This is a genomic window from Streptomyces sp. NPDC021622, assembly GCF_040640795.1.
Taxonomy (GTDB): domain Bacteria; phylum Actinomycetota; class Actinomycetes; order Streptomycetales; family Streptomycetaceae; genus Streptomyces.
In genome coordinates, this window is sequence record NZ_JBFACK010000005.1 from 425105 (window position 1) to 450585 (window position 25481).

The 25481-nt window shown below is 70.0% G+C and carries 27 protein-coding genes and 1 pseudogene; 7 read left to right on the plus strand and 21 right to left on the minus strand.

The window, feature by feature from the left end:
• Positions 1 to 21: 21 nt before the first annotated feature.
• Both AB0G47_RS12785 and AB0G47_RS12790 read left to right on the plus strand, forming a co-directional pair.
• Positions 22 to 447 (plus strand): DUF2000 domain-containing protein, encoded by a 426-nt coding sequence (locus AB0G47_RS12785; protein ID WP_360768019.1) that lies wholly within the window; start codon positions 22 to 24, stop codon positions 445 to 447.
• 58 nt (positions 448 to 505) lie between these two features.
• Positions 506 to 1336, plus strand: coding sequence for a transglutaminase-like domain-containing protein (locus tag AB0G47_RS12790; RefSeq protein WP_360767789.1), 831 nt, complete (start codon positions 506 to 508; stop codon positions 1334 to 1336).
• A gap of 502 nt (positions 1337 to 1838) precedes the next feature.
• Here AB0G47_RS12790 and AB0G47_RS12795 read toward each other — a convergent pair.
• The 9 genes from AB0G47_RS12795 to AB0G47_RS12835 form a co-directional block, all read right to left on the minus strand.
• On the minus strand, positions 1839 to 2075 hold the full coding sequence (locus AB0G47_RS12795; RefSeq protein ID WP_360767792.1) for a hypothetical protein: 237 nt from the start codon (positions 2073 to 2075) through the stop codon (positions 1839 to 1841).
• A 91-nt stretch (positions 2076 to 2166) separates the two neighbouring features.
• Positions 2167 to 2814 (minus strand): response regulator transcription factor, encoded by a 648-nt coding sequence (locus AB0G47_RS12800; protein ID WP_360767795.1) that lies wholly within the window; start codon positions 2812 to 2814, stop codon positions 2167 to 2169.
• Positions 2811 to 3992 carry a histidine kinase gene (locus AB0G47_RS12805; protein ID WP_360768021.1) on the minus strand — a complete coding sequence of 394 codons (1182 nt, stop codon included), beginning with the start codon at positions 3990 to 3992 and terminating at the stop codon, positions 2811 to 2813. The genes AB0G47_RS12800 and AB0G47_RS12805 overlap by 4 nt, the downstream gene beginning before the upstream one ends.
• A 50-nt stretch (positions 3993 to 4042) precedes the next feature.
• Positions 4043 to 4777: an ABC transporter permease gene (locus tag AB0G47_RS12810; RefSeq protein ID WP_360767798.1), complete on the minus strand. Its 735-nt coding sequence runs from the start codon at positions 4775 to 4777 to the stop codon at positions 4043 to 4045.
• Entirely contained in the window at positions 4771 to 5685 is a 915-nt protein-coding gene (locus AB0G47_RS12815; RefSeq protein WP_360767801.1) for an ABC transporter ATP-binding protein, read from the minus strand. The genes AB0G47_RS12810 and AB0G47_RS12815 overlap by 7 nt, the downstream gene beginning before the upstream one ends.
• A 117-nt stretch (positions 5686 to 5802) precedes the next feature.
• Positions 5803 to 7947: a hypothetical protein gene (locus AB0G47_RS12820; protein ID WP_360767803.1), complete on the minus strand. Its 2145-nt coding sequence runs from the start codon at positions 7945 to 7947 to the stop codon at positions 5803 to 5805.
• Between the two features lie 142 nt (positions 7948 to 8089).
• A complete protein-coding gene (locus tag AB0G47_RS12825) occupies positions 8090 to 8470 on the minus strand; it encodes a DUF6113 family protein (RefSeq protein ID WP_360768023.1) in 381 nt (126 codons plus the stop codon).
• 89 nt (positions 8471 to 8559) lie between these two features.
• The gene (mshB, locus tag AB0G47_RS12830; RefSeq protein WP_360767806.1) at positions 8560 to 9510 is read right to left on the minus strand and encodes an N-acetyl-1-D-myo-inositol-2-amino-2-deoxy-alpha-D-glucopyranoside deacetylase; all 951 of its coding nucleotides are present in this window, start codon (positions 9508 to 9510) and stop codon (positions 8560 to 8562) included.
• Between the two features lie 31 nt (positions 9511 to 9541).
• Positions 9542 to 9736, minus strand: a complete 195-nt coding sequence (locus AB0G47_RS12835; protein WP_360767809.1) for a hypothetical protein — start codon at positions 9734 to 9736, stop codon at positions 9542 to 9544.
• A 149-nt stretch (positions 9737 to 9885) separates the two neighbouring features.
• On the opposite strand from AB0G47_RS12835, the gene AB0G47_RS12840 reads away from it, so the two are divergent.
• Positions 9886 to 12063 (plus strand): prolyl oligopeptidase family serine peptidase, encoded by a 2178-nt coding sequence (locus tag AB0G47_RS12840; RefSeq protein WP_360767812.1) that lies wholly within the window; start codon positions 9886 to 9888, stop codon positions 12061 to 12063.
• 147 nt (positions 12064 to 12210) lie between these two features.
• Here the strand turns inward: AB0G47_RS12840 and AB0G47_RS12845 are convergent, their stop codons facing one another.
• From AB0G47_RS12845 to AB0G47_RS12880, 8 genes are all read right to left on the minus strand, one after another.
• Positions 12211 to 13281 carry a dipeptide ABC transporter ATP-binding protein gene (locus AB0G47_RS12845; protein WP_360767815.1) on the minus strand — a complete coding sequence of 357 codons (1071 nt, stop codon included), beginning with the start codon at positions 13279 to 13281 and terminating at the stop codon, positions 12211 to 12213.
• On the minus strand, positions 13256 to 14281 hold the full coding sequence (locus AB0G47_RS12850; RefSeq protein ID WP_360767818.1) for an ABC transporter ATP-binding protein: 1026 nt from the start codon (positions 14279 to 14281) through the stop codon (positions 13256 to 13258). Before AB0G47_RS12850 ends, AB0G47_RS12845 begins: the two co-directional genes overlap by 26 nt.
• A gap of 6 nt (positions 14282 to 14287) precedes the next feature.
• On the minus strand, positions 14288 to 15292 hold the full coding sequence (locus AB0G47_RS12855) for an ABC transporter permease (RefSeq protein WP_360767821.1): 1005 nt from the start codon (positions 15290 to 15292) through the stop codon (positions 14288 to 14290).
• Positions 15285 to 16208 carry an ABC transporter permease gene (locus tag AB0G47_RS12860; RefSeq protein WP_360767824.1) on the minus strand — a complete coding sequence of 308 codons (924 nt, stop codon included), beginning with the start codon at positions 16206 to 16208 and terminating at the stop codon, positions 15285 to 15287. The genes AB0G47_RS12855 and AB0G47_RS12860 overlap by 8 nt, the downstream gene beginning before the upstream one ends.
• A 73-nt stretch (positions 16209 to 16281) precedes the next feature.
• Positions 16282 to 17913: an ABC transporter substrate-binding protein gene (locus AB0G47_RS12865; RefSeq protein ID WP_360767828.1), complete on the minus strand. Its 1632-nt coding sequence runs from the start codon at positions 17911 to 17913 to the stop codon at positions 16282 to 16284.
• Between the two features lie 579 nt (positions 17914 to 18492).
• Entirely contained in the window at positions 18493 to 18999 is a 507-nt protein-coding gene (locus AB0G47_RS12870; RefSeq protein WP_360767831.1) for a GNAT family N-acetyltransferase, read from the minus strand.
• Positions 18992 to 19189, minus strand: coding sequence for a DUF397 domain-containing protein (locus tag AB0G47_RS12875; RefSeq protein WP_360767834.1), 198 nt, complete (start codon positions 19187 to 19189; stop codon positions 18992 to 18994). Before AB0G47_RS12875 ends, AB0G47_RS12870 begins: the two co-directional genes overlap by 8 nt.
• Before the next feature lie 12 nt (positions 19190 to 19201).
• Complete coding sequence (locus AB0G47_RS12880) at positions 19202 to 20083, minus strand: helix-turn-helix transcriptional regulator (RefSeq protein ID WP_360767837.1); 882 nt, start codon at positions 20081 to 20083, stop codon at positions 19202 to 19204.
• Between the two features lie 229 nt (positions 20084 to 20312).
• On the opposite strand from AB0G47_RS12880, the gene AB0G47_RS12885 reads away from it, so the two are divergent.
• Entirely contained in the window at positions 20313 to 20861 is a 549-nt protein-coding gene (locus tag AB0G47_RS12885; protein ID WP_360767839.1) for an ATP-binding protein, read from the plus strand.
• Positions 20761 to 20982: a hypothetical protein gene (locus tag AB0G47_RS12890; RefSeq protein ID WP_360768037.1), complete on the plus strand. Its 222-nt coding sequence runs from the start codon at positions 20761 to 20763 to the stop codon at positions 20980 to 20982. Before AB0G47_RS12885 ends, AB0G47_RS12890 begins: the two co-directional genes overlap by 101 nt.
• A gap of 271 nt (positions 20983 to 21253) precedes the next feature.
• On the opposite strand, the gene AB0G47_RS12895 is transcribed toward AB0G47_RS12890, so the two are convergent.
• The 4 genes and pseudogenes from AB0G47_RS12895 to AB0G47_RS12910 all read right to left on the minus strand — a co-directional run bounded on the left by AB0G47_RS12895 (position 21254) and on the right by AB0G47_RS12910 (position 24020).
• The gene (locus AB0G47_RS12895) at positions 21254 to 21925 is read right to left on the minus strand and encodes a hypothetical protein (RefSeq protein ID WP_360767842.1); all 672 of its coding nucleotides are present in this window, start codon (positions 21923 to 21925) and stop codon (positions 21254 to 21256) included.
• A pseudogene (locus AB0G47_RS12900) lies at positions 21918 to 22450 on the minus strand (SigE family RNA polymerase sigma factor). Before AB0G47_RS12900 ends, AB0G47_RS12895 begins: the two are co-directional and overlap by 8 nt.
• Before the next feature lie 117 nt (positions 22451 to 22567).
• Positions 22568 to 23581 (minus strand): NADPH:quinone oxidoreductase family protein, encoded by a 1014-nt coding sequence (locus AB0G47_RS12905; protein ID WP_360767844.1) that lies wholly within the window; start codon positions 23579 to 23581, stop codon positions 22568 to 22570.
• Positions 23582 to 23648: 67 nt separating this feature from the next.
• Positions 23649 to 24020 (minus strand): MerR family transcriptional regulator, encoded by a 372-nt coding sequence (locus AB0G47_RS12910; RefSeq protein ID WP_360767846.1) that lies wholly within the window; start codon positions 24018 to 24020, stop codon positions 23649 to 23651.
• A gap of 176 nt (positions 24021 to 24196) precedes the next feature.
• Between AB0G47_RS12910 and AB0G47_RS12915 the strand changes: the two genes are divergently transcribed.
• Positions 24197 to 24739 (plus strand): hypothetical protein, encoded by a 543-nt coding sequence (locus tag AB0G47_RS12915; protein ID WP_360767849.1) that lies wholly within the window; start codon positions 24197 to 24199, stop codon positions 24737 to 24739.
• An 87-nt stretch (positions 24740 to 24826) separates the two neighbouring features.
• On the plus strand, positions 24827 to 25426 hold the full coding sequence (locus AB0G47_RS12920; protein WP_360767852.1) for a hypothetical protein: 600 nt from the start codon (positions 24827 to 24829) through the stop codon (positions 25424 to 25426).
• Positions 25427 to 25481: the final 55 nt, after the last annotated feature.

Sequence of the window (25481 nt, forward strand, 5' to 3'; positions counted from 1 at the left end):
TCGACAGAGACCGCCGGGGCCATGGAAACGGCGCCCGTCCGCTTCGACACGAAGATCGCCGTGCTGCTCCGCGACGACCTGGAGCCCTGGCAGCGCCTGAACGTGACCGCGTTCCTGGTCAGCGGGCTCGGTGCGGCGGCGCACGAGGTGATCGGAGAGCCGTACGAGGACGCCGACGGCACCCCCTACCTGCCGATGTTCCGCCAGCCCGTCCTTGTCTTCGAGGGGACGAAGGAGACGCTGACCGCCGCGCACGGGCGTGCGCTGTCCCGCTCGCTGCCGAGGGCCGTCTTCACGTCGGATCTGTTCGGCACCGGCAACGACCGGGACAACCGGGCGGCGGTGCGGGCCGTGCCGAAGGACCAGCTCGATCTGGTCGGGCTTCTGGTGTACGGGCCACGCAATGGCGTGGACAAGGTCCTGAAGGGGGCGAAGATGCACCCCTGAGCACCCCTGAGCGGAGATCGGAGCGCTAGCGATCGGCCCGGCCGGGCACCAGGCACGTATGCACCCCCGATCCCCGGAGCGGCGACGCCTCTTCGCCGATCAGGCACGGTCCGCGCGGCCCGATCTCGCGCGTCTTTGCCTGCTGATCGGCGCGGAGGCGGACGCGGAGCTCGACGACGCGGGCATGGACGCGGCCTGCCGGAAGCTGGACCGGCTCGCGGAGCTGCTGCCCGGGCCACCCTGCGACCCCCTGCTGTGGGCCATGGAGCTCGCCGAACTCCTCGGCGGGCGCTGCGGGTTCAAGGGCAGGCCCGGCGACTACCAGCGCCTGGAGTCCGCGCTCCTGCACGAGGTCCTGCGGCGCGGCCGCGGCCTGCCGATCCTGCTCTCGGTGGTGTGGATCGAGGTCGCGCGCCGGGCGGGCGCGCCCGTCCACGGGGTCGCGCTGCCCGGCCATTTCGTCGTCGGCTTCGGCGCGGGCGACCAACGGGTCCTCGCCAACCCGTTCGACGGAGGCCGGGTCCTGACGCGGGCCGATGTGGAACTGCTGGTGGTAGGCGCCACGGGCGCACCGCCCCAGCCGGCGATGCTGAGCCCCGCGGAGCCGGTCGAGATCGTGCTGCGGGTCCTCAACAACATCCGCGCCTGGGCGGCGGCCCGCCCCGAGCGCACGGACGTCGCACTGTGGGCGGTCGAGCTCTGCCTCCTGCTGCCGTCGCCGCAGCACCGGCTGCACTACGAACGGGCCCGGCTCCTCGTCCAGCGCGGCGAGTTCCGCACCGGCGCTGCGGAGCTCGAGACGTACGCCGAGGAGGTGGCCGCCACGGACCGGGCGGCCGCCGACACACTGCGCCGGGAGGCCCGGGCGGCACGGGCGATGCTGAACTGAGGCCCAGACCCCTCAGAGCCAGCCCTTGTCCCGGGCGACGCGCACCGCATCCGCGCGGTTGCGGGCCGCCACCCTGGATCACCGGTCGCGGCCACCGCCGGCCAAACCGCCACCGACACACTGCGCCAGGAGGCCACGGCAGCGCGGGCAATACTGAACCGAGGCCGGGGCCCCTCAGAGCCAGCCCTTGTCGCAGGCGACGCGCACCGCATCCGCGCGGTTGCCGGCCGCCAGCTTCTGGATCATCGGTCGCGGCCACCACCGACCGGGCCGCCGCCGACACACCGCGCCCGGAGGCCCGGGCGGCGCGGGCGATGCTGAACTGAGGCCCGCGCCCTCAGAGCCAGCCCCTTGTCGCAGGCGACGCGCACCGCATCCGCGCGGTTGCCGGCCGCCAGCTTCTGGATCACCGGTCGCAGCCACCACCGACCGGGCAGCCGCCAACACACCGCGCCCGGAGGCCCGGGCGGCACGGGCGATGCTGAACTGAAGCCCAAGCCCCTCAGAGCCAGCCCTTCTCGCGGGCGACGCGCACCACGTCCGCGCGGTTGCCGGCCGCCAGCTTCTGGATCACCAGTCGCAGCCACCACCGACCGGGCAGCCGCCAACACACCGCGCCCGGAGGCCCGGGCGGCACGGGCGATGCTGAACTGAAGCCCAAGCACCCCAGAGCCAGCCCCTTGTCGCAGGCGACGCGCACCGCATCCGCGCGGTTGCCGGCCGCCAGCTTCTGGATCACCGGTCGCAGCCACCACCGACCGGGCCGCCGCCGACACACCGCGCCCGGAGGCCCGGGCGGCGCGGGCGATGCTGAACTGAGGCCCGGGCCCTCAGAGCCAGCCCTTCTCGCGGGCGACGCGCACCGCGTCCGCGCGGTTGCGGGCCGTCAGTTTTTGGATGGCCGTCGAGAGGTAGTTGCGGACCGTGCCCGGGGAGAGGTGCAGGGTCGTGGCCAGTTCGGCGTTGGTGGAGCCGTCGGCCGCCGCGCGGAGGACCTCGCGCTCGCGGTCCGTCAGCGGGTTCGCGCCTCCGGCGAGCGCGGCCGCGGCGAGTGTGGGGTCGATGACCCGCTCCCCCGCGAGGACCTTGCGGACCGCTTCGGCGAGCTGGGCCGCCGGCGCGTCCTTGACCAGGAAGGCGTCGGCTCCCGCCTCCATGGCGCTGCGCAGATAGCCGGGGCGGCCGAAGGTCGTGAGGACGACGATCTTCAACTCCGGGAGCTGCGTGTGCAGTTCGGCTGCCGCCTCGATTCCGGTGCGGCCCGGCATCTCGATGTCGAGCAGCGCCACATCCACCGCATGGGCGCGGGCCGCCGCCAGCACCTCGTCGCCGCGGGCCACCTGGGCGACCACGTCGATGTCCGGTTCCAGGCCGAGCAGCGCGGCGAGCGCCTCGCGGACCATCGACTGGTCCTCGGCGAGCAGCACTCTGATGTCCGTGCCGCCGCCCTGGGCCTTCTCGCTGTTCGCGCCGCTCATGTGGGAGATCCTATGGCCGAGGCGTCGCGGGTCCCGGCCGCTTCCTGCCCCCGCGGCACCCACGCCGCGAGCCGGAAGCCGCGGCGCCCGGCGGGACCCGTCTCGAGCACACCGCCGACCGCCTCCAGGCGTTCCGCGAGGCCCGTCAGACCGTTGCCCTGTGCGGCACCCGAGCCGCCCCCGCCGTCGTCCTCCACGGACAGCTCGACGATCGGCCCGTCGAGGGTCTGCCGCGAGGTGAACGCCACCGTGCAGCGCCGCGCCCCGCTGTGCCGCACGACGTTCGTCACCGCCTCGCGCAGGGCCCAGGCGAGCGCCGCCTCCCCCTCCTCGCCCGGCAGTTCGGCGGGGGCCTCCAGGGGGACGTCGGCCTCGACACCGGCGGCGGCGAGCGCCGTGCGGGCGCCCGCCAGTTCCCCGGCGAGGGTGCGCCTGCGGTAGCCGGAGACCGCCTCGCGGACGTCCACCAGGGCCTGGCGGCTGACCTGCTCGATGTCGGCCACCTGCTGCGCCGCCTTGTCGGGGTGGTCCGGGAGCATCCGCCCGGCCAGCTCGCTCTTCAAAGTGATCAGGGACAACGAGTGCCCGAGAAGGTCGTGCAGATCCCTCGCGAGCCTCAACCGCTCCTCGTTGGCGGCCAGTTGGGCGACGGTGGCCCTCGCCTGCCGCAACTGGACCGTCGTACGCACCAACTGCCGCACCCCCGTCATCGCGAAGCCGACCAGGAGGGTCAGCACGGCGAGGCTGCCAAGGAGGTCCCCGAGGCTGTCGGTGCGCAGGCCGACCGCCACCATCACACCGGTGACGGCCGGGATGACCCACATCGCCTGCCCCATCGGCAGCACCGCCCCGGCGGACACGGCGACGTACACGAAGAGCCCGAGCCAGGCCGTCCCGAACGCGAACGAGAGGACCACGGCGAGCGCGAGGAGCGCAGTGAGCGACCAGCGCACCACACGCCAGTCGAAGACCTTGGCGGTGTACCGGAACACCACGGACAGATAGCAGGCCACGAAGGCGGCCAGGCCGAGCCAGCCGAGCACGGTGGCCACGCCGCTCCGTTCGCTCTCCACCAGGTCCCGCACCGGACTGGCGAGGAAGACCAGCCAGATGCCGATCCACAGCGCCTTCGTCAGCAGCTGGCGGCGGTCCCGCACCGGCTGTCCGAAGCTGTGCAGGGGGTGGTCCCGCTCGGTGCCGTCGGTGCCGTCGGTGCCGTCGGTGTCGTTCACGCCTTCAGGGTGTCCTTCCGGTACAGCCATGCCGCGCCACCCGCGAAGAGGACGAAGTACCCGGCGAGGAGCGCGATGTCCTTCGCGTGCGGGGCGTCGCCCAGTTCGATGGCCTGTCCGAGGGCAGCGTATGCGTGGGTCGGCAGCCAGGACGCGATGTCGCGCAGCCACTGCGGGAAGGTGGTCGTGGGCATCCACAGGCCGCCGAGCACGGAGAGACCGAAGTACACGATCATCGTGATCGGGCGGACCGCGTCGCCGGTCGCGAGATAGCCGATGGCCACCCCGAGCGCCGCGAAGCAGAGGCTGCCCGCCCAGATCGCCCCGGTCAGCGCAAGCCACTGCCAGGCCTCCAGGCGGACGTCCTTGACGGCGGCCGCGACCGCGAACACCACGAGGATCGACGGCAGGCTGACCACCGCCGCGCTCGCCGTCTTCGCCAGGACATAGCCGCGCCCCGGCAGGCTGGTCAGGCGCAACTGCCGCACCCAGCCGCTCTCGCGCTCCTTGGCGATGCGCTCGCTGTTGCCCATCAGGACGGCGGTCAGCGCCCCGAACGACGCCATCGAGACCATCATGAAGGCGGGCACGCCCAGACCCGTGCCGCCGACCTTGTCGGTGGCGTCCTGGCCGCCCGCGATGAGCAGGAAGAGCAGCGCGGGATAGAGCACCGAGAAGAACAGGAACTTCTTGTTGCGCAGGGCGCGGATGATCTCCAGCCTGATCAGCATGCCCTGGCCTCCTCGGCCTCGGTGATCGCCACGAAGGCCTGCTCCAGGCCGAGGCCCGTGACCTCCAGGTTCCGGGGGTACAGAGCCAGTCCGTAGAGCGCGTGCACGGTGGCGTCGGCGTCCGTCGTCCGGAGCCGGACGGTGTGCCCGGACACGTCGGCGGCGGTCACGCAGGGCAGCGCGCGCAGCTCGCGGGCGCCGGCCTCGTCGACGGTCTCCAGATCGAAGGAGACCTTGCGGGCCCCGGCCCTCGCCTTGATCTCGGCGGCGGTGCCGTCCGCGACGAGCCGGCCCCGGTGCAGCACGAGGACGCGGTCCGCGATCGCGTCGGCCTCCTCCAGGTAGTGCGTGGCGAACAGGACGGCGCGGCCCTGGTCCGCCTGCTCGCGCATGGTGGCCCAGAAGGCCTGGCGGACGGTGACGTCCATGCCGGTGGTCGGCTCGTCGAGGACGATCAGGTCACTGGCTCCCGCGGTCGCGAGCGCGAAGCGGACCCTCTGCTCCTGGCCGCCGGAGAGCTTGTCGACCTTGCGGTCGGCGAGCTGGGTGACACCCGCCCGGGCGAGCACGTCGTTCACGCGGTGCGGCCTGGGGTGCAGATCGCAGGCGAGCCGCACCAGTTCGCGGACCGTGACCTCGCCCATCAGGCCGCCGCTCTGCAGCATCGCGCCGACCCGCCCGGCGGTGATCGCCTCGCGCGGACTCGTGCCGAAGACCCGCACGGTGCCGCTGTCCGGCTGCCGCAGACCGAGCAGCAGGTCGAGGGTGGAGGACTTGCCGGCCCCGTTGGGCCCGAGGAGCGCGACGGTCTCGCCGGGGGAAAGGCCGAGCGTGAGGCCGTCCACGGCACGGACGTCCCCATAGGCCTTGGTCACTTGGTCGAAGCTCACTGCTGTCATGTGATCCATCGTCGCCAGGGGCGGTGCGACGGCGGCAGTGTCATGTGTTGCGGGTCCGGGATGACAGATGTCATACGAAAACCGGGGCGCCCCCTCAGGGGCGCCCCGGCTGTTCCGGCGAAGCGCTCAGCTCGCGTTGGTCTCGATCACGCCGATCCGCTCGGCAGGCGTCTTGCCGATCAGCGCCTTGTTCATCGCGTTGGCCACGTCCGTCGGCTGGACCGGCGTCTTGTCGCCGTTGCCGCGCTGGATCAGTACGCCGTCGAAGACGTTGCCGTAGAGCTTCTTGAGCTCGACGAGGTTGTAGTGCGGCTGCAGCGTGCCGTTCTTGAGGACCTGCGTTTCCAGGACCTTCGGGAGCGACTTCGCCGGACCGAACGGGATCGACTTCGTGCCCGCCTTGATCGTGACGTTGGCGGACATCGCGGGCTCGGCGAACCGGGTCATGAACTTGTCGACCTCGGCGTTCGAGACCGTCGGCTTGCGCGTGGTGACGGGCAGCTCGACGGTGCCGGCGCTGCCGGTCTCGACCTGCTTCTTGTACGCCTCGGACACCGCAGTGGTCGCGGCGTCGACGTCGATGCCCTTGCCCTCCTTGCCGTACACCGGGACGGCCTTGCCGGGCACGAACTTGACCGAGCCCTCCTTGGCCGAGCCGGACGCGCCCGCGGCGCGCTCCAGGGCGGCCGCCAGCTTCTCCTCGTCGACCGGCATCTCGGCCTCGGCGACGCGCTCGCCGCCGAAGAGCGAGCCGATCACCGACACGGGGTTGTAGTCGCTGCCCGCGGCGTTGCGGACCGTGGCCTGGCTGTCCACCGTCAGGCCCGACTGCTCCGGCTCGAGCGTGACCTCTTCGCCGTCGACCGACACCTTCAGGGGCTTGACGACGTCCTTGCCGATCGCCGCGTCGAGCTTCTTGACGGCCTCGTCACGGGTGCCGCCGCCGATGTCGACGCCGAGCACGGTGGTGCCCTTCGGCACGTCGGCGTGGTTCATCAGCAGTCCGGCGCCGTACGCCCCGCAGGCCACGACGAACACGGCTCCGCCCACCAGGACGAGCTTGTTGCGCCCCTTCTTCTTGGGGGCGGGAGCCGCGGACGGCACGTTCGGCTGCACCGGCTCGGGGAGCTTCGGCGGCGTGTGCGGCACGGGTGCTTCGGGGTGCGGGCCCGTGGCGAACGGCGAGTTCTGGGCCGGCGGTACGACGGGGATGCCGCTGGTGAGCGTGTCGCCGGAAACATTGGCTCCGGGCCCGGGCGCGGTGGGGCCGCCCGGGATGGAGACGGGGCCGCCCTGGCCGTCGACGGGGGGCCGCGGGGCGCCGCCGGGGCCCGTGACGGGGCCCGCCTTCTGGGGCGTGAGGATGGCGGTGTCGTCGCTCATGCCGGTGCCCGTGCCCGCGCCCGGACGGGCGCCGGGGGCCGCCGGGTTGGGGCGAGCTGCCGGGTTCGACGGGGGCGTGGGGCGTGCGGGGGGCGTCAGCGGCCCTTCGCCGGTCACCGGGCCGCTCGTCGGTCCAGCGGGGCCACGCCCGCCGTCGCCCGCGGCGCCTCCGGTGAAGTACGGCAGATCCCCGCGCTGCCGGTCGCCGTTCTGCGGGGCACCCGTGCCGAGGGGGCCCGACGCCACGGCGCCGGACACGTCGAAGGCTCCCGTACCGGAGCCGTTGGAGCCCGAACCGGCGGGCGCGGAGCCGTTGGAGCCCGAACCGGCGGGCGCGGAGCCGTTGTTGCCTCCGGAGCCGCTGCCGGGGGAACCGGCACCCGGGCCGCTCGCGCCGCCGCCCGCGCCGCCACTCGTCGCGCTGCTGCTCTTGCGCGGCGCGAACCAGTCGCTCGTCTTCTCCTCCGGCTGCGCGGGGACGGATCCACCCGCGGCGGGCGCGGAGCCCCCGGCGGCCTGCCCGCCCGCGGGGCCGCCCGGAGCGGGCACGGAAGCAGAGGCGGAGGCGCCCGCGCCGTTTCCGGCGGCGAGGCCGTCCGTCGCGTTGCCCGCGTCCTCCGGGCGCCCGGGAGCCGCGTCGCCGTCGCCGACGGGCGTACGCATGACGACCGGCGGGATGGGGCGCGAGCCGGGGATGTTGATCCGGATGCGCGTGGTCAGCGTGGTCTCGGTCTTGGGTTCGTCGGGCCGCTCGTCGGCGGTCTGCCGCTGCGCGCCGTCCACGGCGCCGTCCGAGGCGGGGGAGCCGTACGGCGGCGTCCCCGAGGGGTAAGCGGCTCCACCGCGCCCCTGGGGCCCGGAGGACGAACTGTCAGTTTCACGACTCAAGGCAGGTTCTCCCGGTTGGCTCCGCCGCCCGTCTCGTCCTAACGCGGGCGGCTCGGCGGCGCGCACCACCATACTGGCCGCCGTCGGCAGTCATCCTGTGACCGCCGTCAATCCCGTACGGGGCACGGGCTGAAGTGGTACGTCACTTGCCAAGTCGGGCGGCGGGCCCGCCTGGTTGCGGCCGCTGGCCGAGGGTGGCACACATCACAGCGACCGCCATTCCGCCGAGCAGGAAGGCGTACGAGCCGGCTCCCGCACCGAAGAGGAAGTCACCTTCGGGGCGGCTGGCCGTGAGCAGCATGACGGCGACGAACCAGCCCGCCGCGGGCGCCACCGCCCCGGCTCTGGTGCCGGTCGCGCGCGACCCTCCGTAGAACAGCCCCGCGGCTCCGAGCAGCGCGAGCAGCAACCCGCCCGGGATCCAGCCCCCTTGGACGAGTGCCCCTGCGGCGCCGATCACCGCGCCGAGCACGAAGAACAGGACATAGGCCGCGATCCGCCCGGCGTTGACCGGCTGGGCGATGCCGCTGCCGCCCGCCGGGGCGAGGGCCGAAGCGGAGGCCGAACCGGCACCTTTCGGGCCACCGGCGGACGAAGCGCGCGAACGGGTACTCACAGCGCCGTCACCCCTTCGTGCCCCTCGTCATCGCGCCCCTCGTCATCGCGCCCCGCGGCTTCGAGCCCCGCGAACAGATCGTTCTCGCGCTCACCCTCCACAGCACCGGCCTCTCCTCGCACCAACTCGTAGTACTCCACGTCGAAGATCGGCTGCGCGAGCCCGTTCGAGAGGACGAACAGCGGCCCCTGCACCTCGATCTGGGTGGCGTGCGCGCGCATCGCCGCCGCCTTCGCCTGCCGGAACGCGGTCCCGTCGATCTCCGTCGTGATCCGCTCGTCGTCCGTCACACCCGGCACGTCGGCGACCACGGCGGCGTCCGTGAACGGCGAGTGCCGCAGGGCGTCCGCCATCCACCGGAACCGCTCTTCGACGACCGAGCGGGGCGCACGGTTCCAGTAGATCTTGCCGATGGTGTGCGGTTCGCCGAGATCCGAGCGGAAGGCGTCCTCACCCGCGAGGCCGGCCGCGCGCATCGCGACGCGGTGCGCCTGGATGTGGTCGGGGTGGCCGTACCCCCCGTCCGGGTCGTACGTCACAAGCACCTGCGGACGCACCTCGCGGATCACCTCGACGAGGTGCGCGGCGGCCGCGTCGAGATCGGCGGACCAGAAGGCGCCGGGGCGGTGGTTCTGCTCGACGCCCATCATCCCGGAGTCGCGGTAGCGTCCGGTGCCGCCGAGGAATCGGTGGTCGGTGACGCCCACTTCCTTCATCGCGGCGGCCAGTTCCCCGATGCGCTGCGCGCCGAGGCTGTCCTCGCGGTCGGGCGCCAGGTGGGCGAGCTCGGGCGGGATGACCTCGCCCTCCTCGCCGAGCGTGCAGGTCACCAACGTGACATGGGCGCCTTCGGCCGCGTACTTGGCCATGGTCGCGCCGTTGTTGATCGACTCGTCGTCGGGGTGCGCGTGCACGAGCAGCAGACGCCGGGCGGGCAGTTCCGTCATGGGACCACCCTACGAGCACCCCGACGGCAGGTCAGAACTTGATGTCGCCGATCATCCCCGCCACGTTCGTCGTCAGCTCGTTGATGGTCGGGGCGACGGACGAGCTCGCCAGATAGAAGCCGAGCAGCACACAGACGATCATGTGGCCCGTCTTCAATCCTGACTTCTTGACCAGCAAGAAGACAATGATCGCCAGCAGCACCACCGCCGAAATCGAGAGTGCCACGGCGGCTCACCTCCAAGTCCAAGACCCTGCACCAGTGCGGACGCCAGCAGGTTCATACCCACTAAGCGCTACGGATCATAACTATCCGTGGGTCCGCATGACTCGGAGCACGGCAGCACAAGGGGGCGCATGCCCCATAGGCTCGGAGAATGACCATCGAGACCCATGGATCCGACGGGCCCGCAGAGAGTCCCGCGCAGCGGCTCTCCTTCCCGCGTCAGCACGCCCGCACACAGCGCTTCACGCTCGGTGCGCCCCGCGCGTTCACGGTGGCGCCCGACGGGTCCCGTGTCGCCTTCCTGCGCTCTTCGTCCGGCACCGACCGGGCGAATCAACTCTGGGTCCTGGACCTGGCGGACGGTGCCGTCGAACGCGTCGCGGCCGATCCCCAGGCGCTGTTGAACGGCGCCGCCGAGCGGCTCTCCGCCGAGGAGCGGGCCCGGCGCGAGCGCAGCCGCGAGGGCGGCGCGGGCATCGTGGGCTATGCGACGGACGCGGCGGTGGAGCTCGCCGCCTTCGCGCTCTCCGGCCGGCTCTTCACCGCGGAGCTGCGCGCGGGCACGGCACGCGAACTGCGCACCCCGGCCCCGGTGATCGACCCCCGCCCCTCCCCCGACGGCCGCCACATCGCGTACGTCGCCGGGGGCGCCCTGCGGGTGACGGGCGCCGACGGCGAGGGCGACCGGGCGCTTGCGGAGCCCGAGGGCGAGGGCGAGGGCGAAGGGACCGTCACGTACGGCCTCGCGGAGTTCATCGCGGCCGAGGAGATGAGCCGCTCGCGGGGCTTTTGGTGGTCGCCGGGATCGGACCGGCTGCTTGTCGCGCGGGCCGACGACGCCGCCGTACGGCGGTGGTGGATCGCCGATCCCGCGCACCCGGAGAGCGAGCCGACGAAGGTCGCGTACCCGGCGGCGGGCACGGCGAACGCGGACGTACGCCTCTTCGTCGTGACGCTGGACGGCGCGCGCACCGAGGTGACGTGGGACCGCGCCCGGTACCCGTATCTGGCCCGTGTGCACTGGTCGTCGGCGGGCGCACCGCTGCTCCTCGTCCAGTCGAGGGACCAGCTCAGCCAGCTGTACCTGGCGGTGAACCCGGACGACGGCTCGACGCGGATGGTGCACGCGGAAGAGGATGCGGAATGGCTGGAACTCTTCCCCGGCGCCCCGTCCTGGTCCCCCAGCGGCAAGCTGGTGCGGATCGTCGACGAGGGCGGCGCGCGGGTCCTCGCGGTGGGTGAACGGCCGCTGACGGGGCCGCAGTTGCATGTCCGCGCGGTGCTCGACGTGGCGGACGACGACGTACTGATCTCGGCGTCGGCGGGCAGCGCGGCCGCCGCCCCCGAGACCGGCGAGGTGCACGTCTACCGCGTCAATGAACTCGGCGTCGAGCGCGTCTCGCAGGAGGCCGGGGTCCACTCGGCGGTGCGCTCGGGGGGCCTCACGGTCCTCGTGTCGGCCACTCTGGACCAGCCGGGCACTCGCGTCCAGGTACTGCGCGACGGCAAGCAGACGGCGACCGTCGCCTCACACGCCCAGCGTCCGGGGCTCACGCCGCGCGTGACGCTCGCCGAAGGGGGCGCACGTAAGATCCCGTGCGCCGTCCTGCTCCCCACGGATTACCAGGAGGGATCGGGTCCGCTGCCGGTCCTGCTCGACCCGTACGGCGGGCCGCACGGCCAGCGGGTGGTCGCGGCGCACAATCCGTACCTCACGTCGCAGTGGTTCGCCGACCAGGGCTTCGCCGTGATCGTCGCGGACGGCCGGGGCACTCCGGGGCGCTCCCCCGCGTGGGAGAAGGCGGTCCGCAAGGACTTCACGCTCACCCTGGACGACCAGGTGGACGCGCTCCAGGGCCTGGCTTCCTCCTTCCCCCTGGACCTGGACCGGGTCGCCATCCGGGGCTGGTCCTTCGGCGGTTACCTCGCGGGGCTCGCGGTCCTTCGCCGCCCCGACGTCTTCCACGCGGGCGTTGCGGGCGCGCCGGTGACGGACTGGCGCCTCTACGACACGCACTACACGGAGCGGTACCTGGGCGACCCCGGGGCGGATCCGGACGCGTACGCCCTCAACTCCCTCGTCACCGAGGAGGGTTTGGCGGCTCCGGAGAACCCGCACCGCCCGCTGATGATCGTGCACGGCCTCGCGGACGACAACGTGGTGGTGGCGCACGCCCTGCGCCTCTCCTCCGCCCTGCTGGCCGCGGGCCGCCCCCACGAGGTGCTCCCGCTCTCCGGGGTGACGCACATGACCCCCCAGGAACAGGTGGCGGAGAACTTGCTCCTGCTCCAAGTCGACTTCCTGAAGCGCGCGTTGGCCCTGCCCTAGCCCCCGGCAAACGGCGACCGGCCGGGGCGACATGGCTTGCCCCGGCCGGTCTACGGCACCCGCACGGCCGTACGTCCTTCACCATGCCGCGCACGTATATCGCGTACGCGACGGTGCGATTGCCCACGTGTTAAGCCACAAGCTGCCCTACGGCACCACTTGCTTCTCCTCCGCGAAATGGCACGCCGAGTCATGGGCCGCCGGTCCCTCGACGCCACGGAACTCCGCCGGCACGGCCAGCGCCGGGATCTCCAGGGCGCACCGCTCCTGTGCCTTCCAGCAGCGCGTGCGGAAGCGGCAGCCCGACGGGATGTTCGCCGGCGACGGCACATCCCCGTGGAGAATGATCCGCTCCCGGTGCTCCCGGGCCTGGGGATCCGGCACCGGCACCGCCGAGAGCAGCGCCTGCGTGTACGGGTGTGTCGGGTGCTCGTAGATTTCCTCGTCGGAGCCGATCTCGACGATCCGGCCCAGGTACATCACCCCCACCCGGTCCGAGATGTGCCGCACGATCGACAGGTCGTGCGCGATGAACACGTACGACAGATTGAACTCGTTCTGCAGCTGGTCGAGAAGGTTGACCACCTGCGCCTGCACCGAGACGTCAAGGGCGGATACCGGCTCGTCGGCCACGATGATCTCCGGCCGCAGCGCCAACCCCCGTGCGATCCCGATGCGTTGCCGCTGCCCGCCGGAGAACTGGTGCGGATAGCGGTTGATGTACTCGGGGTTCAGCCCGACGACGTCCAGCAGGTCCTGGACCCTCCCCCGCCGCGACCCCTTCGGCGCGACCTCGGGATGGATCTCGTACGGCTCCCCGATGATGTCGCCGACCGTCATACGGGGGTTGAGGGACGTGTACGGGTCCTGGAAGACCATCTGGATGTTGCGGCGCACCGCCTTCAGCGCGCGCCCTGACAGCTTGCTGACGTCCTCGCCCTTGTAGCGGATCTCCCCCGCCGTCGGCCGTTCCAGGTTCACCAGCATCTTCGCGACCGTCGACTTGCCGCAGCCCGACTCCCCGACGATGCCGAGCGTCTCGCCCTGGCCGAGGTCGAAGTCGACGCCGTCGACGGCCTTGACCGCGCCCACCTGCTTGCGGATGATCACGCCCTGGGTGAGCGGGTAGTGCTTGACCAGGCCCCGCACCTGGAGGATCGGCTCACCCTCCGGGTGCTTCTCGCTGACGTGCTCACCTTGCGGCGTCGGCGTCGGCATCGAGCGTCTCCTTCCAGAAGTAGCAGGCGCTCCGGCGGTCGGCGGTCAGGCCCTCGTACGTCACTTCGAAGAGCGGCGGCACATCGGTCCTGCAGATGTCCTGGGCCATCGGGCAGCGGGGGTTGAAGGCGCAGCCGGGCGGGATGTTCATGAGGTTGGGCGGCAGGCCCTTGATCGCGTAGAGCTCCTGGCCCTTCTGGTCGAGACGGGGGATGGATTCCAGCAGGCCGCGCGTGTAGGGGTGGGCGGGCGCCTTGTAGATCTCGTGCACCGGGGCCTTCTCGACGATGCGGCCCGCGTACATGACGGCGATGTTGTCGGCGACGTCCGCCACGACGCCCAGGTCGTGGGTGATGAGGATCAGGCCCATGTGCAGCTCGCGCTGGAGCTCGGCGAGGAGGTCCATCACCTGGGCCTGGACGGTCACGTCGAGGGCGGTCGTAGGCTCGTCGGCGATGATGAGGGAGGGTTCGAGCGCCAACGCCATGGCGATCATGATGCGTTGGCGCATGCCGCCGCTGAACTGGTGCGGATACTGCCCGACCCGTTCCTTGGCGGCCGGGATGCGGACGCGGTCCATCAGCTCGATGGCCTTGGCCTTGGCGTCCTTCTTCGACATCCCCTGGTGGACGACGTACATCTCGCCGAGCTGCTGGCCGACGCTGAGCACCGGGTTGAGCGACGACAGGGCGTCCTGGAAGATCATCGCCATTCCGGCGCCGCGCGTCTTGCGCCGCTCCTCCTCCTTGAGCTTGAGGAGGTCCTTGCCCTGGAAGATGATCTCGCCGCCGGTGATCTTTCCCGGCGGGATGTCGAGGATGCCCATGATGGCCTGTGCGGTCACCGACTTGCCGGATCCCGACTCGCCGAGCACGGCGAGCGTCTCGCCCTCCCTGACGCTGTAGTCGACGCCGTTGACGGCCTTCGCGACGCCGTCCCTGGTCCTGAACTCCACGTGCAGATCGCGCACTTCGAGCAGCGTGGGCGATGTGGGTGACATGGGCGGCTACCTCAGCTTGGGGTCGAGGGCGTCGCGCACCGCGTCGCCGAGCATGATGAACGCGAGCACGGTGATCGCAAGGGCTCCCGCGGGCCAGAGCAGCATGTGCGGGGCGTTGCGGATGTACTGGGAGGCGGCCGAGATGTCGATGCCCCAGGAGACGGTCGGGGGTTTGAGACCCACGCCCAGATACGACAGCGTCGCCTCCAGTGCGATGTACGTGCCGAGCGCGATGGTGGCGACGACGATCACCGGGGCGACCGCGTTCGGCGCGATGTGCCGAAGCAGCATCCGCGAGTTGGAGGCGCCGAGGGCGCGCGCCGCCTGGACGTAGTCGTTCTGCTTGGCGGTGATCACCGAGCCGCGGGCGATGCGGGAGAGCTGCGGCCAGCCGAGCAGCACCATGAAGCCGATCACCGGCCAGACCGTGTTGCTGGTGACCACCGACAGGAGCACCAGGCCGCCGAGCACGACGGGGATGGCGAAGAAGACGTCGGTGATGCGGGACAGGATCGCGTCCCAGCCCCCGCCGAAGAACCCCGCGAGCCCGCCGAGGACGCCGCCGAGGATCGCGACGCCGACCGTGGCGCAGACGCCGACGGTGACCGAGGCGCGGGCCCCGTACACGGTCCGCGTATAGACGTCGCAGCCCTGCCCGTCGAAGCCGAAGGGGTGCCCGGACGTGGAGCTCTTCTGGGCGTTGGCGAGATCGCAGTCGAGCGGATTGCCGGAGGCGATCAGGGAGGGCCAGATCGAGATGATGACGAGGAAGATGATGATGAGGCCCGAGATGATGAAGATCGGGTTGCGCCGCAGCTCGCGCCAGGCGTCGGACCACAGACTGCGGGCGGGGGCCGATGGGCCCGTGCCTTCCGGCCCGCCGGGTGCCCGTCCGCCGGAGGCGGCTGATGACTGCTGCTCGAGCGTCGTGCCCTCGCTCGCGGCGAGGTCCATCGCGCCTCCGGCACCGGTCGGGGCGATGGCTCCGTCTGGCTCCTTGGGTTCAGGCATAACGGATCCTCGGGTCGAGTACGGCGTACAGGAGGTCGACGACCAGGTTGGCCACCAGGAAGACAAGGACGAGTACGGTCACGAATCCGACGACGGTCTGTGTGCTCTGCCGCAGGATCCCCTGGTAGAGCTGGAACCCGACGCCGTGGATGTTGAAGATCCGCTCGGTGACGATCGCGCCGCCCATCAGCGCGCCGATGTCGGTGCCGATGAAGGTGACCACCGGGATGAGTGAATTGCGCAGCAGGTGCCGGGTGATGACGCGGCGCCTCGGCAGTCCCTTGGCGATGGCGGTACGGACGTAATCCGCCCGGCGGTTCTCGGCGATGCTCGTCCGGGTGAGGCGGGTGACGTACGCCAGGGACACCGAGGCGAGGACGAAGCCCGGCACGATCAGCTCGTTGAAGGGCGCCTCCGACGAGACGGAGGGTTTGATGATCCCCCACTCGACACCGAGCAGCAGTTGGAGCAGCAGACCGGTGACGAAGGTGGGGATCGCGATGACGACGAGCGTGAGGAGCAGCACGATCGTGTCGATGGGACGCCCGCGCCGCAGCCCGGTGATGACACCGAGCGTGATCCCGATGACGATCTCGAAGAGAATGGCGACGATGGTCAGCCGAATCGTCAGCGGGAAGGCCGTCGCCATCAGCTCGGTGACCTCCTGCCCGTTGAACGCGGTGCCGAAGTCGCCGGTGAAGACATTGCCCATGTACGTCACGTACTGCTGCCACACGGGCTTATCGAGGCCGAATTCCTTCTCCAGCTGAGCGGCAGTCGCGGGGTCGCACTTGCGGTCTCCGCACAGGCCCGCGATGGGGTCGCCCATCACGTTCACCATCAGGAAGATCAGCAGCGTGGCGCCGAAGAAGACCGGGATCATCTGCAGCAGACGCCGGATCACATAACGTCCCATGAGGGCTCCGGAAGTAGTGGAAGCGACCGCCCGGCGCGGTTCTCGCTCTCGCCGGACGGCCGCTTCCGATGCCTCAGCTGACCTTGATCTCGTTGTAGACCGGGACGCTGAACTGGTTCAGCTCGACGTCGGAGACCCTGTCCGAGTAGCCGGCGCTGCCGTTCTGGTACCAGAGCGGAATGACGGCCATGTCCTTGGCGAGGACCTTCTCGGCATCCTGGAACGTGGAGACGGCCTTCGCGGTGTCGGTCTCCGCGTTGGCCTTGTCGACGAGCTTGTCGAATTCCTCGCTCGAGTACTTTCCGTCGTTGGACGGGGCGTCCGTGTAGTACAGCGGCTGCAGGAAGTTCTGGATCAGCGGGTAGTCCATCTGCCACCCAGCGCGCCAGGCACCGTCCAGCTTCTGCTGCGAAGCCTGACTACGGAAATCGGCGAACGTCCCGACGGGATTCCCGACACAGGACTTGTCATTGCCGAGAGCCTTGTTGATGGAGTTGCAGACCGCGTCGACCCATTCCTTGTGCGAGCCGGTGTCCGCGTTGTACGTGATCTTCAGCGTGCCGCCGGGGATGCCGCCGCCCTCGCTGATCAGCTTCTTCGCCTCGTCGGCGTCGTACTTGCAGGGGTCGCCGCAGAGCCCGGACTTGTAGCCGCCGGCTTCGCCGAGCACCGGCGATGTCCAGTCGGTGGCGGGCGTACGCGTCTTCTGGAAAATGGTGTCGGTGATCTGCTCGCGGTTGATCGCCATGGAGAGCCCCTGCCGGACCTTCGCCGCCTCCGGCTTCGACCACGCCTCGTTGTAGAAGGGGAAGGCCAGCGTCTGGATGATCCCGGCCGGGGTGTTGATGTACCGGTCACCCAGGTCACTCTTGGCATTCTTCAGCTGGGAGGCGGGAACGTCGTCCACGAGGTCGAGGTTGCCCGCCATCAGATCCGTATAGGCGGTGTTGTTGTCGGTGTAGACCTTGAGATCGACCCCGCCGTTCTGCGCCTTGTCGGGACCGGTGTAGTCGTCCCACTTCCGCAGGGCCATCTTCGAGCCCTTGGCGTACGAGTCCACGGTGTACGGGCCATTGCCGACGGGCTTGGAGAGCCAGGCGTCGTGGTCGTCGTAGAACGCCTTGGGCAGTGGCGCGAACGCCGGATATCCGAGGGTCTTGGGCCAGGTGGAGAACTTCTGTGTGAGCTTGACGGTGAAGGAGGTGTCGTCGACGACCTTCAGCCCGGAAAGGTTGTCGGCGGTGGCATCCCCCTTCTCCGGGTGGACCTTGTCGTACCCCTCGATATAGCCGAAGAAGTAGGCGTTCTTCTGGTTGTTCTTCAGATGCGCGCCGTAGTTCCAGGCGTCGACGAACGACTTCGCGGTGACGGCCTCTCCATTGCTGAACTTCCACCCGGACTTGATCTTGACGGTGAAATTCTGCGAGTCCGAGGTGTCGATGCTCTCGGCGACCATGTTCTTGGCCTCGCCGGTCTTCGGGTCGTACCGCACCAGACCCCGGAAGATCATGTCGAGGACCTTGCCGCCCTGCACCTCATTGGTGTTGGCGGGCTCCAGCGGATTCTGCGGATCACCCCACGAGGACCCCACGATCCCGGAGCCGTCGCCACCGCCACCGCTGTCGCCGCCTCCACCGCAGGCAGTCGCCGCGAGAGCGACGGTCACCGCACATGCGGCCCACTTGGCGTGCGTGGCTCCACGCATGGAGTGCCTCCCTTTCGGGCCTGAGTCCCTAGATGCCCATTTAGATACTTAGGCCCAAATACACCCCAAACGGTGACGCACCGCATCTTTGAGGCGGCTTTCCGGGGCTAGTACGACGGGGATACGTCCGGATGGCGGGCGCGGGGTGCGAAGCCCTGCGGGGGGGGCGGGGCTTTGGGGACCCGGCGGTGGTGATGTTGCCGGGGCCGCCCGGTTGTCCTGAGGTTGGCGGTTCCGGGCCGGGTGTAAAGGGCGCTCCTTCGTCGCGTCGGCTGCGCCGATTCCGCTTCGCTCCACCCTTGACACCCGTCCCTCCACCGCGAGAAGCGTGATGACCGGGCGGCCCTGGAAGCGGGGCTCTCGGGGACCACCCGGCGGGTCATCAGGCTTGAGCGCCGGGTGCGGACTTGTTCGTCGCAGCGTGCCGCCGGGCTGGAGGGGTGGGGGACCTACTTTGGCAGAGTTGCGTTCCGACAGAAGAGGGGCGCACGCGATGCGTTACGCGCCTTCACGAAGGCGAAGGTAGGTGCTGGTCTCGTCGATAACGTGGGTTGCCGGACTTCCTTGCACATCGTGGCGTCACACCGGATCGGAAGCCAGCCGCGCGTGCAGCTCCACGTCGTAGCGGGCCCCGTCATACGAGAGCTTCTGGCGCTGCACGCCTTCCGCCGCGAAGCCGGCGCCGTGGGCCACCCGGCAGGACGCCGGGTTGTTGATGCGATGCCCCAACTCGAGCCGGAACAGCCCGAGTTCACCGAAGGCCCAGCTCGCCAGTGCGGCGCAGCCCCACGTCGCAACGCCGCGTCCCCTCGCCGAGGGCGCCGTCCAGTAGGACACCCAGCCGATGGCGTGGGTGAGGTTCACCGCGCCTACGGAGACATTGGCCAGCGGGGTGTCGTCGGCGTCGACCACGGCGAAGGCGTAGGCGGTGCCGTCGTTGCGTTCCTCCTCGCGGCGCGCGATCCAACGGGACGCCGCGTCGATGGAGTTCACCGGCTCGTCGGCCTGCCTCGCCATTTCCGGGGCGGAGAAGGCGGCCAGGACGGAGGGGGCGTCCGGGCCGCTCCAGGGGCGGAGGTTAGGCACGGGGCGTGAGGTCGCCCGTCTTGATGCCCCGTAGGAGTACACGCAGAGCCGCTGGGTTCGTAGTGGCAACCTGGGCGGGCCGGTCGCTCTCGCGGAAGCAGACGTCGCCGACGGCGTTGATCGCCAACTCGACGCATTCGCCGCTGTCGCCGGTACTGAACGAGGACTTCTGCCAAGCGAGCTGGGACATCGGACTCCCTACCTACAGTTCGTACATGACGTGCTGGATCAGGCTCAGTGAGTCCCGGCCATCATGGGACTCGGGCGCTGACTCCGGGTCGACCGGGGCGTGAGCCAGGCCAGCGAGCCGTTCGAACATTTTGCCGTACTCGTCATTGCGTTCTCTATCCCCCAGGAACACCGAATGCAGGGGGTGTTCGAGGTAGGCGGTCTCCAACTCCCTGGACGGACCGCCGAAGAGGATGAACGGACGACTGAAGGCCGCGTACGCACCTTGCTCGAAAGGGAAGATCTGCAGGGTTACGTTGGGAAGCCTGGCCAGCTCGATCAGCCTGAGCAACTGCTTGCGCATGGTCGTGGGCCCGCCGGTATGCACACGCAGCGCGGCTTCGTGAACAACAGCGTGGTACGGCACAGCCCCAGGGGCTGTCAGAACTTGCTGCCGCGCCATGCGGAATTCGACGTACCGATCGATGCGCTCCCGGTCCTTGCCCGTCGCCATGGTCACCGCGTACGCGTAGTCCTCAGTCTGGAACATGCCCGGGATGAAGAGCGGTTCGTGCATGCGGATACTGGAACAGCGCGCCTCCAACTCGGCGAGGTCCAGTGCGCTACGGGGGACGATGTCGCGGAACTCGTCCCACCATCCCGTCCCCCGCCCCTGCGCCATCTCCATCAACCCGTCGAAGTAGGCGCCGTCCGGGCACCCGTACTCCCGTAGCAACTTATAGAGCCGGTTGCGGGAGACATCGATCCGGCCGGCCTCGATGTTGCTGATCCGCGTACGGTCGGCGTCCAACAAAGCTCCAGCCCGGTCGCCGGACAGGCCCGCGTCGTTCCGCAGCTTGCGAAGTTCGAGGCCGAGTCGGCGTTGCCGCTCGCTCGGGTTACTCCTGGGTGGCATGTCTGACCTCCTTCACAGCGGAGTCTTCCGGGCCGAACACCCTTGGTCCACAAGGTAGTTCGTTCATCACCCACACCAGTGACATACGTAGGAAACGGTTGCACCTGACAGAACGCGTTGCCTACCTTCGAGATCGACCCACTCACCCGCGCCGCAAGTGGAAGTACCCCCACCAACAAGGGAGTTGGCGGACAACGGTCACCGCGACGCGCGCCCCGAGGAGGCCCTCATGGAGGACCAGCCCCACCCGCATCCCCGCCCCACCGACGTATCCCTCGTCTTCCCGCCCCACCCCGCATGGGTCCGCGCCGCGCGCGAAACGGTCCGCACCCTCCTCGCCGCAACGGGTCGCACCGAACTCACGGACACAGCAGTCCTGTTGACCTCGGAAGCCGTCACGAACGCGATCAACGCCTGTGCGGCCAAACACTGCACGGCCCCGGTGACCCTCTTCGCGGGCTACGCGAACCCCGGTGACCACCTCCGCATCCTCATCCACGACGAGGCACCCGGACTCCCCCGCTGCCAGACCCCTGCCGAGGACGACGAGACGGGCCGGGGCATACAGCTCATCTCCTTCGGCGCCGACGCCTGGGGCATCTGCACGCACGGCCCCGGCAGCGGCAAGGCGACCTGGTTCGAGCTGGGACACGGCCATCCCCGCACCGGCCACCCGCATGCGGTTCCTGTCCGAGGTGAACCTCGCGCCGATAGACGAACTGCGCGCGGTCGCGGCGAAGTGGCAGAAGGTGGCCGAGGAGCTCACCGCCGGCTATGAGCGGGCGATCGAGGTGCGGGACTACGTGGAGAAGCACGGCGAACTGCCCCCCGAGTTCGTCCGCGTCTCCCCGGCCGAGCTCCGGGAGACTGCCGGTCTCGACTCGAAGGGCGCTGCGTGATCTACGACCTTCACTGGGACCCGGAGCTCTACAAGACGTACGCGTCATTACCTGCCCCAGCACGCCGGGAGTCGGCCGCCGCCTTGATCGACGCGCAGTCGGACCCGCTGAGCGCGACACTCCCGTACGGGCACGACGACGGAGTCATCCGACTCCTTGAGACCGGCAGCACCCTCTGCCCTCACCGTGCTCCTCATCTGCCATACGAAGATGAAGGTGGCGCCGGTCCAGATCACCTTCATCGGATGACCCGGCGGGGCCCAGCCCTCTGTCAGCCCGGGTTCATCCCCTGAGTCACTCCCCGGACCTCCAGCACCGAGGTCCACCGCTCCCCATGGTCCAGCTGGACCAGAATCCCCTGGCCGTCCTTGTCCTTGCCCGAGTAGATCGTGCCCGGAGCCTTGCCGTGTCGCTTGAGGCCGCAGGAAATCAACGCCTTGCGCAGGGCGTCGAGTTCGACTGTGGCGTCGGCCGGCCGGTCGTACTCGATGTAGCGCTGGCGTGCACGGGAATGCCGGTCGCCGATGAAGGATGCGGTGGCCCGCTCCTGGTTACGCACGCCGTCGATCTCGTGTGGCTGAGGTGCACCCGCAGGGCAGTCCGACCCGAATGACAGCTCCGGCAGCGGGGAGTCGGCGCCCTGCTCGGGGCTCGGCTTCCAGTGCCGTACGTCGTCCAGCGGTAGCTGGTTGGCTGTCAGGAGGTGGATCACTCCGTCAGTCTTGTACGGGTTGTCACCCACGTCCGCCGCAGGCCGCACCTCCCTCCCCCGGCCGTCCCCAGGCATCGCCACCCACGTCACCGCCCCCGCCACCACCGCCGTGACCGCCGCGGCCACAGCGGCCCGGCGCCGGACCGTCCGCCGACGCCCCCGCGCCCGCAGCTCCGCCCCGCTCGGCATCCGCACCGTTACGTCGTCCAGCAGTTCCTCGACCTCAGCCATGGCGGGTCACCCCTTCCGCGGTGAATGCAGTCGTGTCGGTCAGGCGCTCCCCCAGCGCCTTGCGGGCCCGGCTCAGCCGGGTGCGGACCGCTCCGTTCGATGCGCCCGTCTCGCGGGCGACCTGCTCGACGGGGAGGTCGAGGAGGTGGTGCAGGACCACCACCTGCCGTTGCTGCGGGGGCAGTTCGCGCAGTGCTGCAAGGAGCGCCACCCGGTCCGCGGAGAGCTCAGGGACGTCCGGCGCGGCGCCGTGCCGGAACTGCGCCCGCAGCCGGTTCCGCGTCCGCCGCCAGGTGCTGATCGCCAGGCGGGACGCCACCGTCCGCACCCACGGCAGCGGATCCCCCTCCCGCGTCAGCCGTTCCCAGCGCTGCCACGCCCGTACATACGCCTCCTGCACCGCGTCCTCCGCCTCCGCCAGATCGCCGGTCATCGCTAGACCGTGGCGACCAGCCTCTTGGCGGTGGCGGCGTAGAACGCGTCGAACTCCGCGGAGTGGTCCGGTTCTCTCGACCGCGTCGTCATCGTCCCCCGTCCGTCCATCTGTCCGTCCCGTGGTTCGGCTGTCTCTGACCTAGACACGCCTGGGGGCGCCCGCATGTTACGTACGAAAATGGGGGCGCGGTCAGGCACACGCCGGGCCTAGCGCCAGGGATCGAGGGCGTGCTTGCCGCGGGTCCGGCCGGCTTCGAGTTGCCGGAGCACTGCCGGGCCCTCGGCCAGGGGATGCAACTGGGGGGTGCCGGGCGGGTACACGCCCTGGGTGATGAGCGCCTCGAGCTCCACCAGCAGCGACTGGTAGAGGGCCGGGGCTTTGGTCGCCAGCGCGCCGATGTGCAGGCCCTGGATCCGGACCTGGTGGGTGAAGACCAGGTCGTGTGTGGTCAGACTGGCGTCGCCGGAGGCGGCACCGAAGACGACGACGCGTCCGGTGAAGGGTCTGGTGACCGACAGGCTGGTCTTGAACGTGGCCTGCCCTACCGATTCCAGGACCAGGTCGACTCCGCCGGTCAGGCGGGTGATCTCCGCGGCCAGGTCGGGGCGGCGGCTGTCCAGGACCTCGTCGGCGCCGAGCGCTTTGACCGTGTCGTGCTTGGCCGGTGATGCCGTCGCGATGACGCGTGCGCCGTAGTGGCGGGCGAGGCGGACGGCGGCCTGCCCCACGCCTCCGGCCGCGGCATGAACGAGCACCACGTCACCGCTCTTGATCTCGCCGAGCGGCTTCAGTGCCGCCAGGGCGGTGGCCCAGTTCAGCACCAGGCCGAGAGCTTCGGCGTCGCTCCAGCCGGAAGGCACCGGGAGCACACCCGCGGCCGGCATCGTCATGTACTGCGCGAAGGCGCCCGGGCCGGCTCCGACGACGTGGGTGCCGAGCTGAAGCGGGCTCTCGGTGTCCGGGCCGACGGCCACGATCTCGCCGGCGGCTTCGAAGCCCGCCACGTAGGGTGCCTGCGGCCCGCCGCCGTACGTTCCGTGCGTCTGCATGACGTCCGCGAAGTTGACTCCGGCGGCGCCGACGCGGATCAGGTACTGGCCGGGCCCCGCGGCGGGGCGGCGCTGATCGGTCGTGAGGGTCAGGTCCTTCGGTCCGCCATGTGACCGCTGGACCAGTGCTCGTACGGTCTGCTCAGCAGGGTGCTGCTCGTTGATCTCCATGTGCTGAACGTAGGAGTCTCACACTTACGTCAAGGTCAAGGTCAAGTTTTCAAGATCGAGCGGCGAATCATCGATCCGCGCCACCGGCTTCCCGCAAGTAGGCGTCGAGTGCCGCCTGTTGATCGCTGAGAACGGCGATACGCGCGGCGAGCCGATCGCGATAGCTCCGCACCTCGTGCAGGAACTCCTCGCACACCCCATCCACATCCGTGCCGACATCTCGCTCGTCAGTGAGGCTGGGCAGAAGTTCCCTGATCAACCGCACCGGCAGCCCGGACTCAAGCAGCGAGCGGATGACGAGCACCCGGTCGACCGTGGACTGACAGTAGTCGCGGAACCCATTGCTGCAACGACCCGGGACGATCAGGCCTTCCTGCTCGTAGTGCCGCAACGACCGCGCACTCACGCCGCTGACTCTGGAAGCCTCACTGATCTTCATGCCTGGAGACAACGCCCAGGCACACCTCCGTCTTCCGGCTGATTGCCCGAACGGGCAGTGCCCAAAAGGACAATGGGGGAACAGCGGCTGGGGTTGCCCCGGCGCAAGCCGCGCAGAGCGGTGCGAAGGACGACCGCGTCACGGCCGCTTCGGCGCAGTCGGCGCAGGACGTCGCGGTGCAGGCTTCGTCGAAGTACAAGGTCCTCAAGCAGTTCGACTACTCCCGCTCGAAGCAGCATCAACTGCCGTTGCGTCTGGGGCAGTACTACCGCAAGAGCAACGGAAAGATGGTCGGCTGGGGCTGGACCAAGATCAAGAAGAAGCACAACATCACCAAGTACGGCATCATCGGCTGGCTGGCCAAGTCGCCGAACATCGACCCCGTCAGGGGACACCGCTACAACCTCACCGGATGGGCCCACCGTGTGAAGTGCGGGCCGGGTGGCTGCAAGGTCGTCGACCGGCGGAAGATGCTGCTGGCCACGGACGAGACGATGACGGCCGGCGGAGGCCCCCGATTCGCGTACTTCGGCGCGGTGACCGCATTCTGCAAGGGCAGCGTCAAGTGCCCGACCTGGGTCAACACCAAGTTCAGGCCCAGGACGTCCACCGCGCCGCTGAACACGGCGGCGCTGAACGCGTCGGATAGCGGCGAGCAGACCGTCTTCACCTACAAGCCGCTGGTCGAGAAGAAGGGCCGCCTGGCCCTCGCCTCCTGATCACGAGCGCACCCCATTGAGTAGCGTGGATGCCGCCGCGGGCAAGCAGCCCGTGGCGGCATCCGCACATGACGGGAGGCTCCGCCGATGGGACGCGGCAAGCGACGACCGCACCAGACGTACACGGTGGGCTCGTACGAACCCCTGGGCGGGAATCCACCGAGCGGCACCGACACCGCACAGGACACGGCCACCGCCGCGCTCCTCCAAGACGTGGCCGACATGGTCTTCAAGGGCGGCCCACTGGGAGCGGAACTGTCCCAACTCGACCTGGAGACACGCACGTTCACCTTTCGTCACCTGGCCGAACCCGACCCGCGGCCACTGACCGGCGAGTCCGGTGAGGTACCCGTGGACGACCACGAGCGAGCCGCGACCGGATGGACCCCACAGCCCGGCTCACCGGCCTGGGCGCACCTGGCCCACCTCCTGGAGGAACTGCCGTTCATCGCCTCGTTCCGCGAGTACGGACCCCACGGCGGCCCCACCGTGCTGGGCATCGAATCGCCGACACGGCAGTACGCCGACGTCCTGGTGGAACACAAGGACACGACATGGCGGGTCCGCGTACAACTCGAAGGCAGGCAAGAACCGCTGGAGTTCCCCGGCATGACGATCGGCGAACTCTTCGGCGAGAACCGCCACCACGCACTGCTGCGCGAGGGCGTGGTGGCGGCCGGAATCTGACCCACGAACGCGGGGGCGCCCCGAGCCGACTCAGGCTCGGGGCGCCCCCGTTCAC

Excerpts from the sequence above, each read along its gene's own strand:
- AB0G47_RS12845 (WP_360767815.1), bottom strand. The coding sequence starts at position 13,281 with ATGCCGACGCCGACGCCGCAAGGTGAGCACGTCAGCGAGAAGCACCCG.
- AB0G47_RS12890 (WP_360768037.1), top strand. The coding sequence starts at position 20,761 with ATGCGGTTCCTGTCCGAGGTGAACCTCGCGCCGATAGACGAACTGCGC.
- AB0G47_RS12810 (WP_360767798.1), bottom strand. The coding sequence starts at position 4,777 with ATGCTGATCAGGCTGGAGATCATCCGCGCCCTGCGCAACAAGAAGTTC.
- AB0G47_RS12815 (WP_360767801.1), bottom strand. The coding sequence starts at position 5,685 with ATGGATCACATGACAGCAGTGAGCTTCGACCAAGTGACCAAGGCCTAT.
- AB0G47_RS12865 (WP_360767828.1), bottom strand. The coding sequence starts at position 17,913 with ATGCGTGGAGCCACGCACGCCAAGTGGGCCGCATGTGCGGTGACCGTC.
- AB0G47_RS12910 (WP_360767846.1), bottom strand. The coding sequence starts at position 24,020 with ATGAAGATCAGTGAGGCTTCCAGAGTCAGCGGCGTGAGTGCGCGGTCG.
- AB0G47_RS12885 (WP_360767839.1), top strand. The coding sequence starts at position 20,313 with ATGGAGGACCAGCCCCACCCGCATCCCCGCCCCACCGACGTATCCCTC.
- AB0G47_RS12905 (WP_360767844.1), bottom strand. The coding sequence starts at position 23,581 with ATGGAGATCAACGAGCAGCACCCTGCTGAGCAGACCGTACGAGCACTG.
- mshB (WP_360767806.1), bottom strand. The coding sequence starts at position 9,510 with ATGACGGAACTGCCCGCCCGGCGTCTGCTGCTCGTGCACGCGCACCCC.
- AB0G47_RS12790 (WP_360767789.1), top strand. The coding sequence starts at position 506 with ATGCACCCCCGATCCCCGGAGCGGCGACGCCTCTTCGCCGATCAGGCA.
- AB0G47_RS12850 (WP_360767818.1), bottom strand. The coding sequence starts at position 14,281 with ATGTCACCCACATCGCCCACGCTGCTCGAAGTGCGCGATCTGCACGTG.
- AB0G47_RS12840 (WP_360767812.1), top strand. The coding sequence starts at position 9,886 with ATGACCATCGAGACCCATGGATCCGACGGGCCCGCAGAGAGTCCCGCG.
- AB0G47_RS12800 (WP_360767795.1), bottom strand. The coding sequence starts at position 2,814 with ATGAGCGGCGCGAACAGCGAGAAGGCCCAGGGCGGCGGCACGGACATC.
- AB0G47_RS12920 (WP_360767852.1), top strand. The coding sequence starts at position 24,827 with ATGGGACGCGGCAAGCGACGACCGCACCAGACGTACACGGTGGGCTCG.
- AB0G47_RS12875 (WP_360767834.1), bottom strand. The coding sequence starts at position 19,189 with ATGTCCCAGCTCGCTTGGCAGAAGTCCTCGTTCAGTACCGGCGACAGC.
- AB0G47_RS12895 (WP_360767842.1), bottom strand. The coding sequence starts at position 21,925 with ATGGCTGAGGTCGAGGAACTGCTGGACGACGTAACGGTGCGGATGCCG.
- AB0G47_RS12880 (WP_360767837.1), bottom strand. The coding sequence starts at position 20,083 with ATGCCACCCAGGAGTAACCCGAGCGAGCGGCAACGCCGACTCGGCCTC.
- AB0G47_RS12785 (WP_360768019.1), top strand. The coding sequence starts at position 22 with ATGGAAACGGCGCCCGTCCGCTTCGACACGAAGATCGCCGTGCTGCTC.
- AB0G47_RS12860 (WP_360767824.1), bottom strand. The coding sequence starts at position 16,208 with ATGGGACGTTATGTGATCCGGCGTCTGCTGCAGATGATCCCGGTCTTC.
- AB0G47_RS12855 (WP_360767821.1), bottom strand. The coding sequence starts at position 15,292 with ATGCCTGAACCCAAGGAGCCAGACGGAGCCATCGCCCCGACCGGTGCC.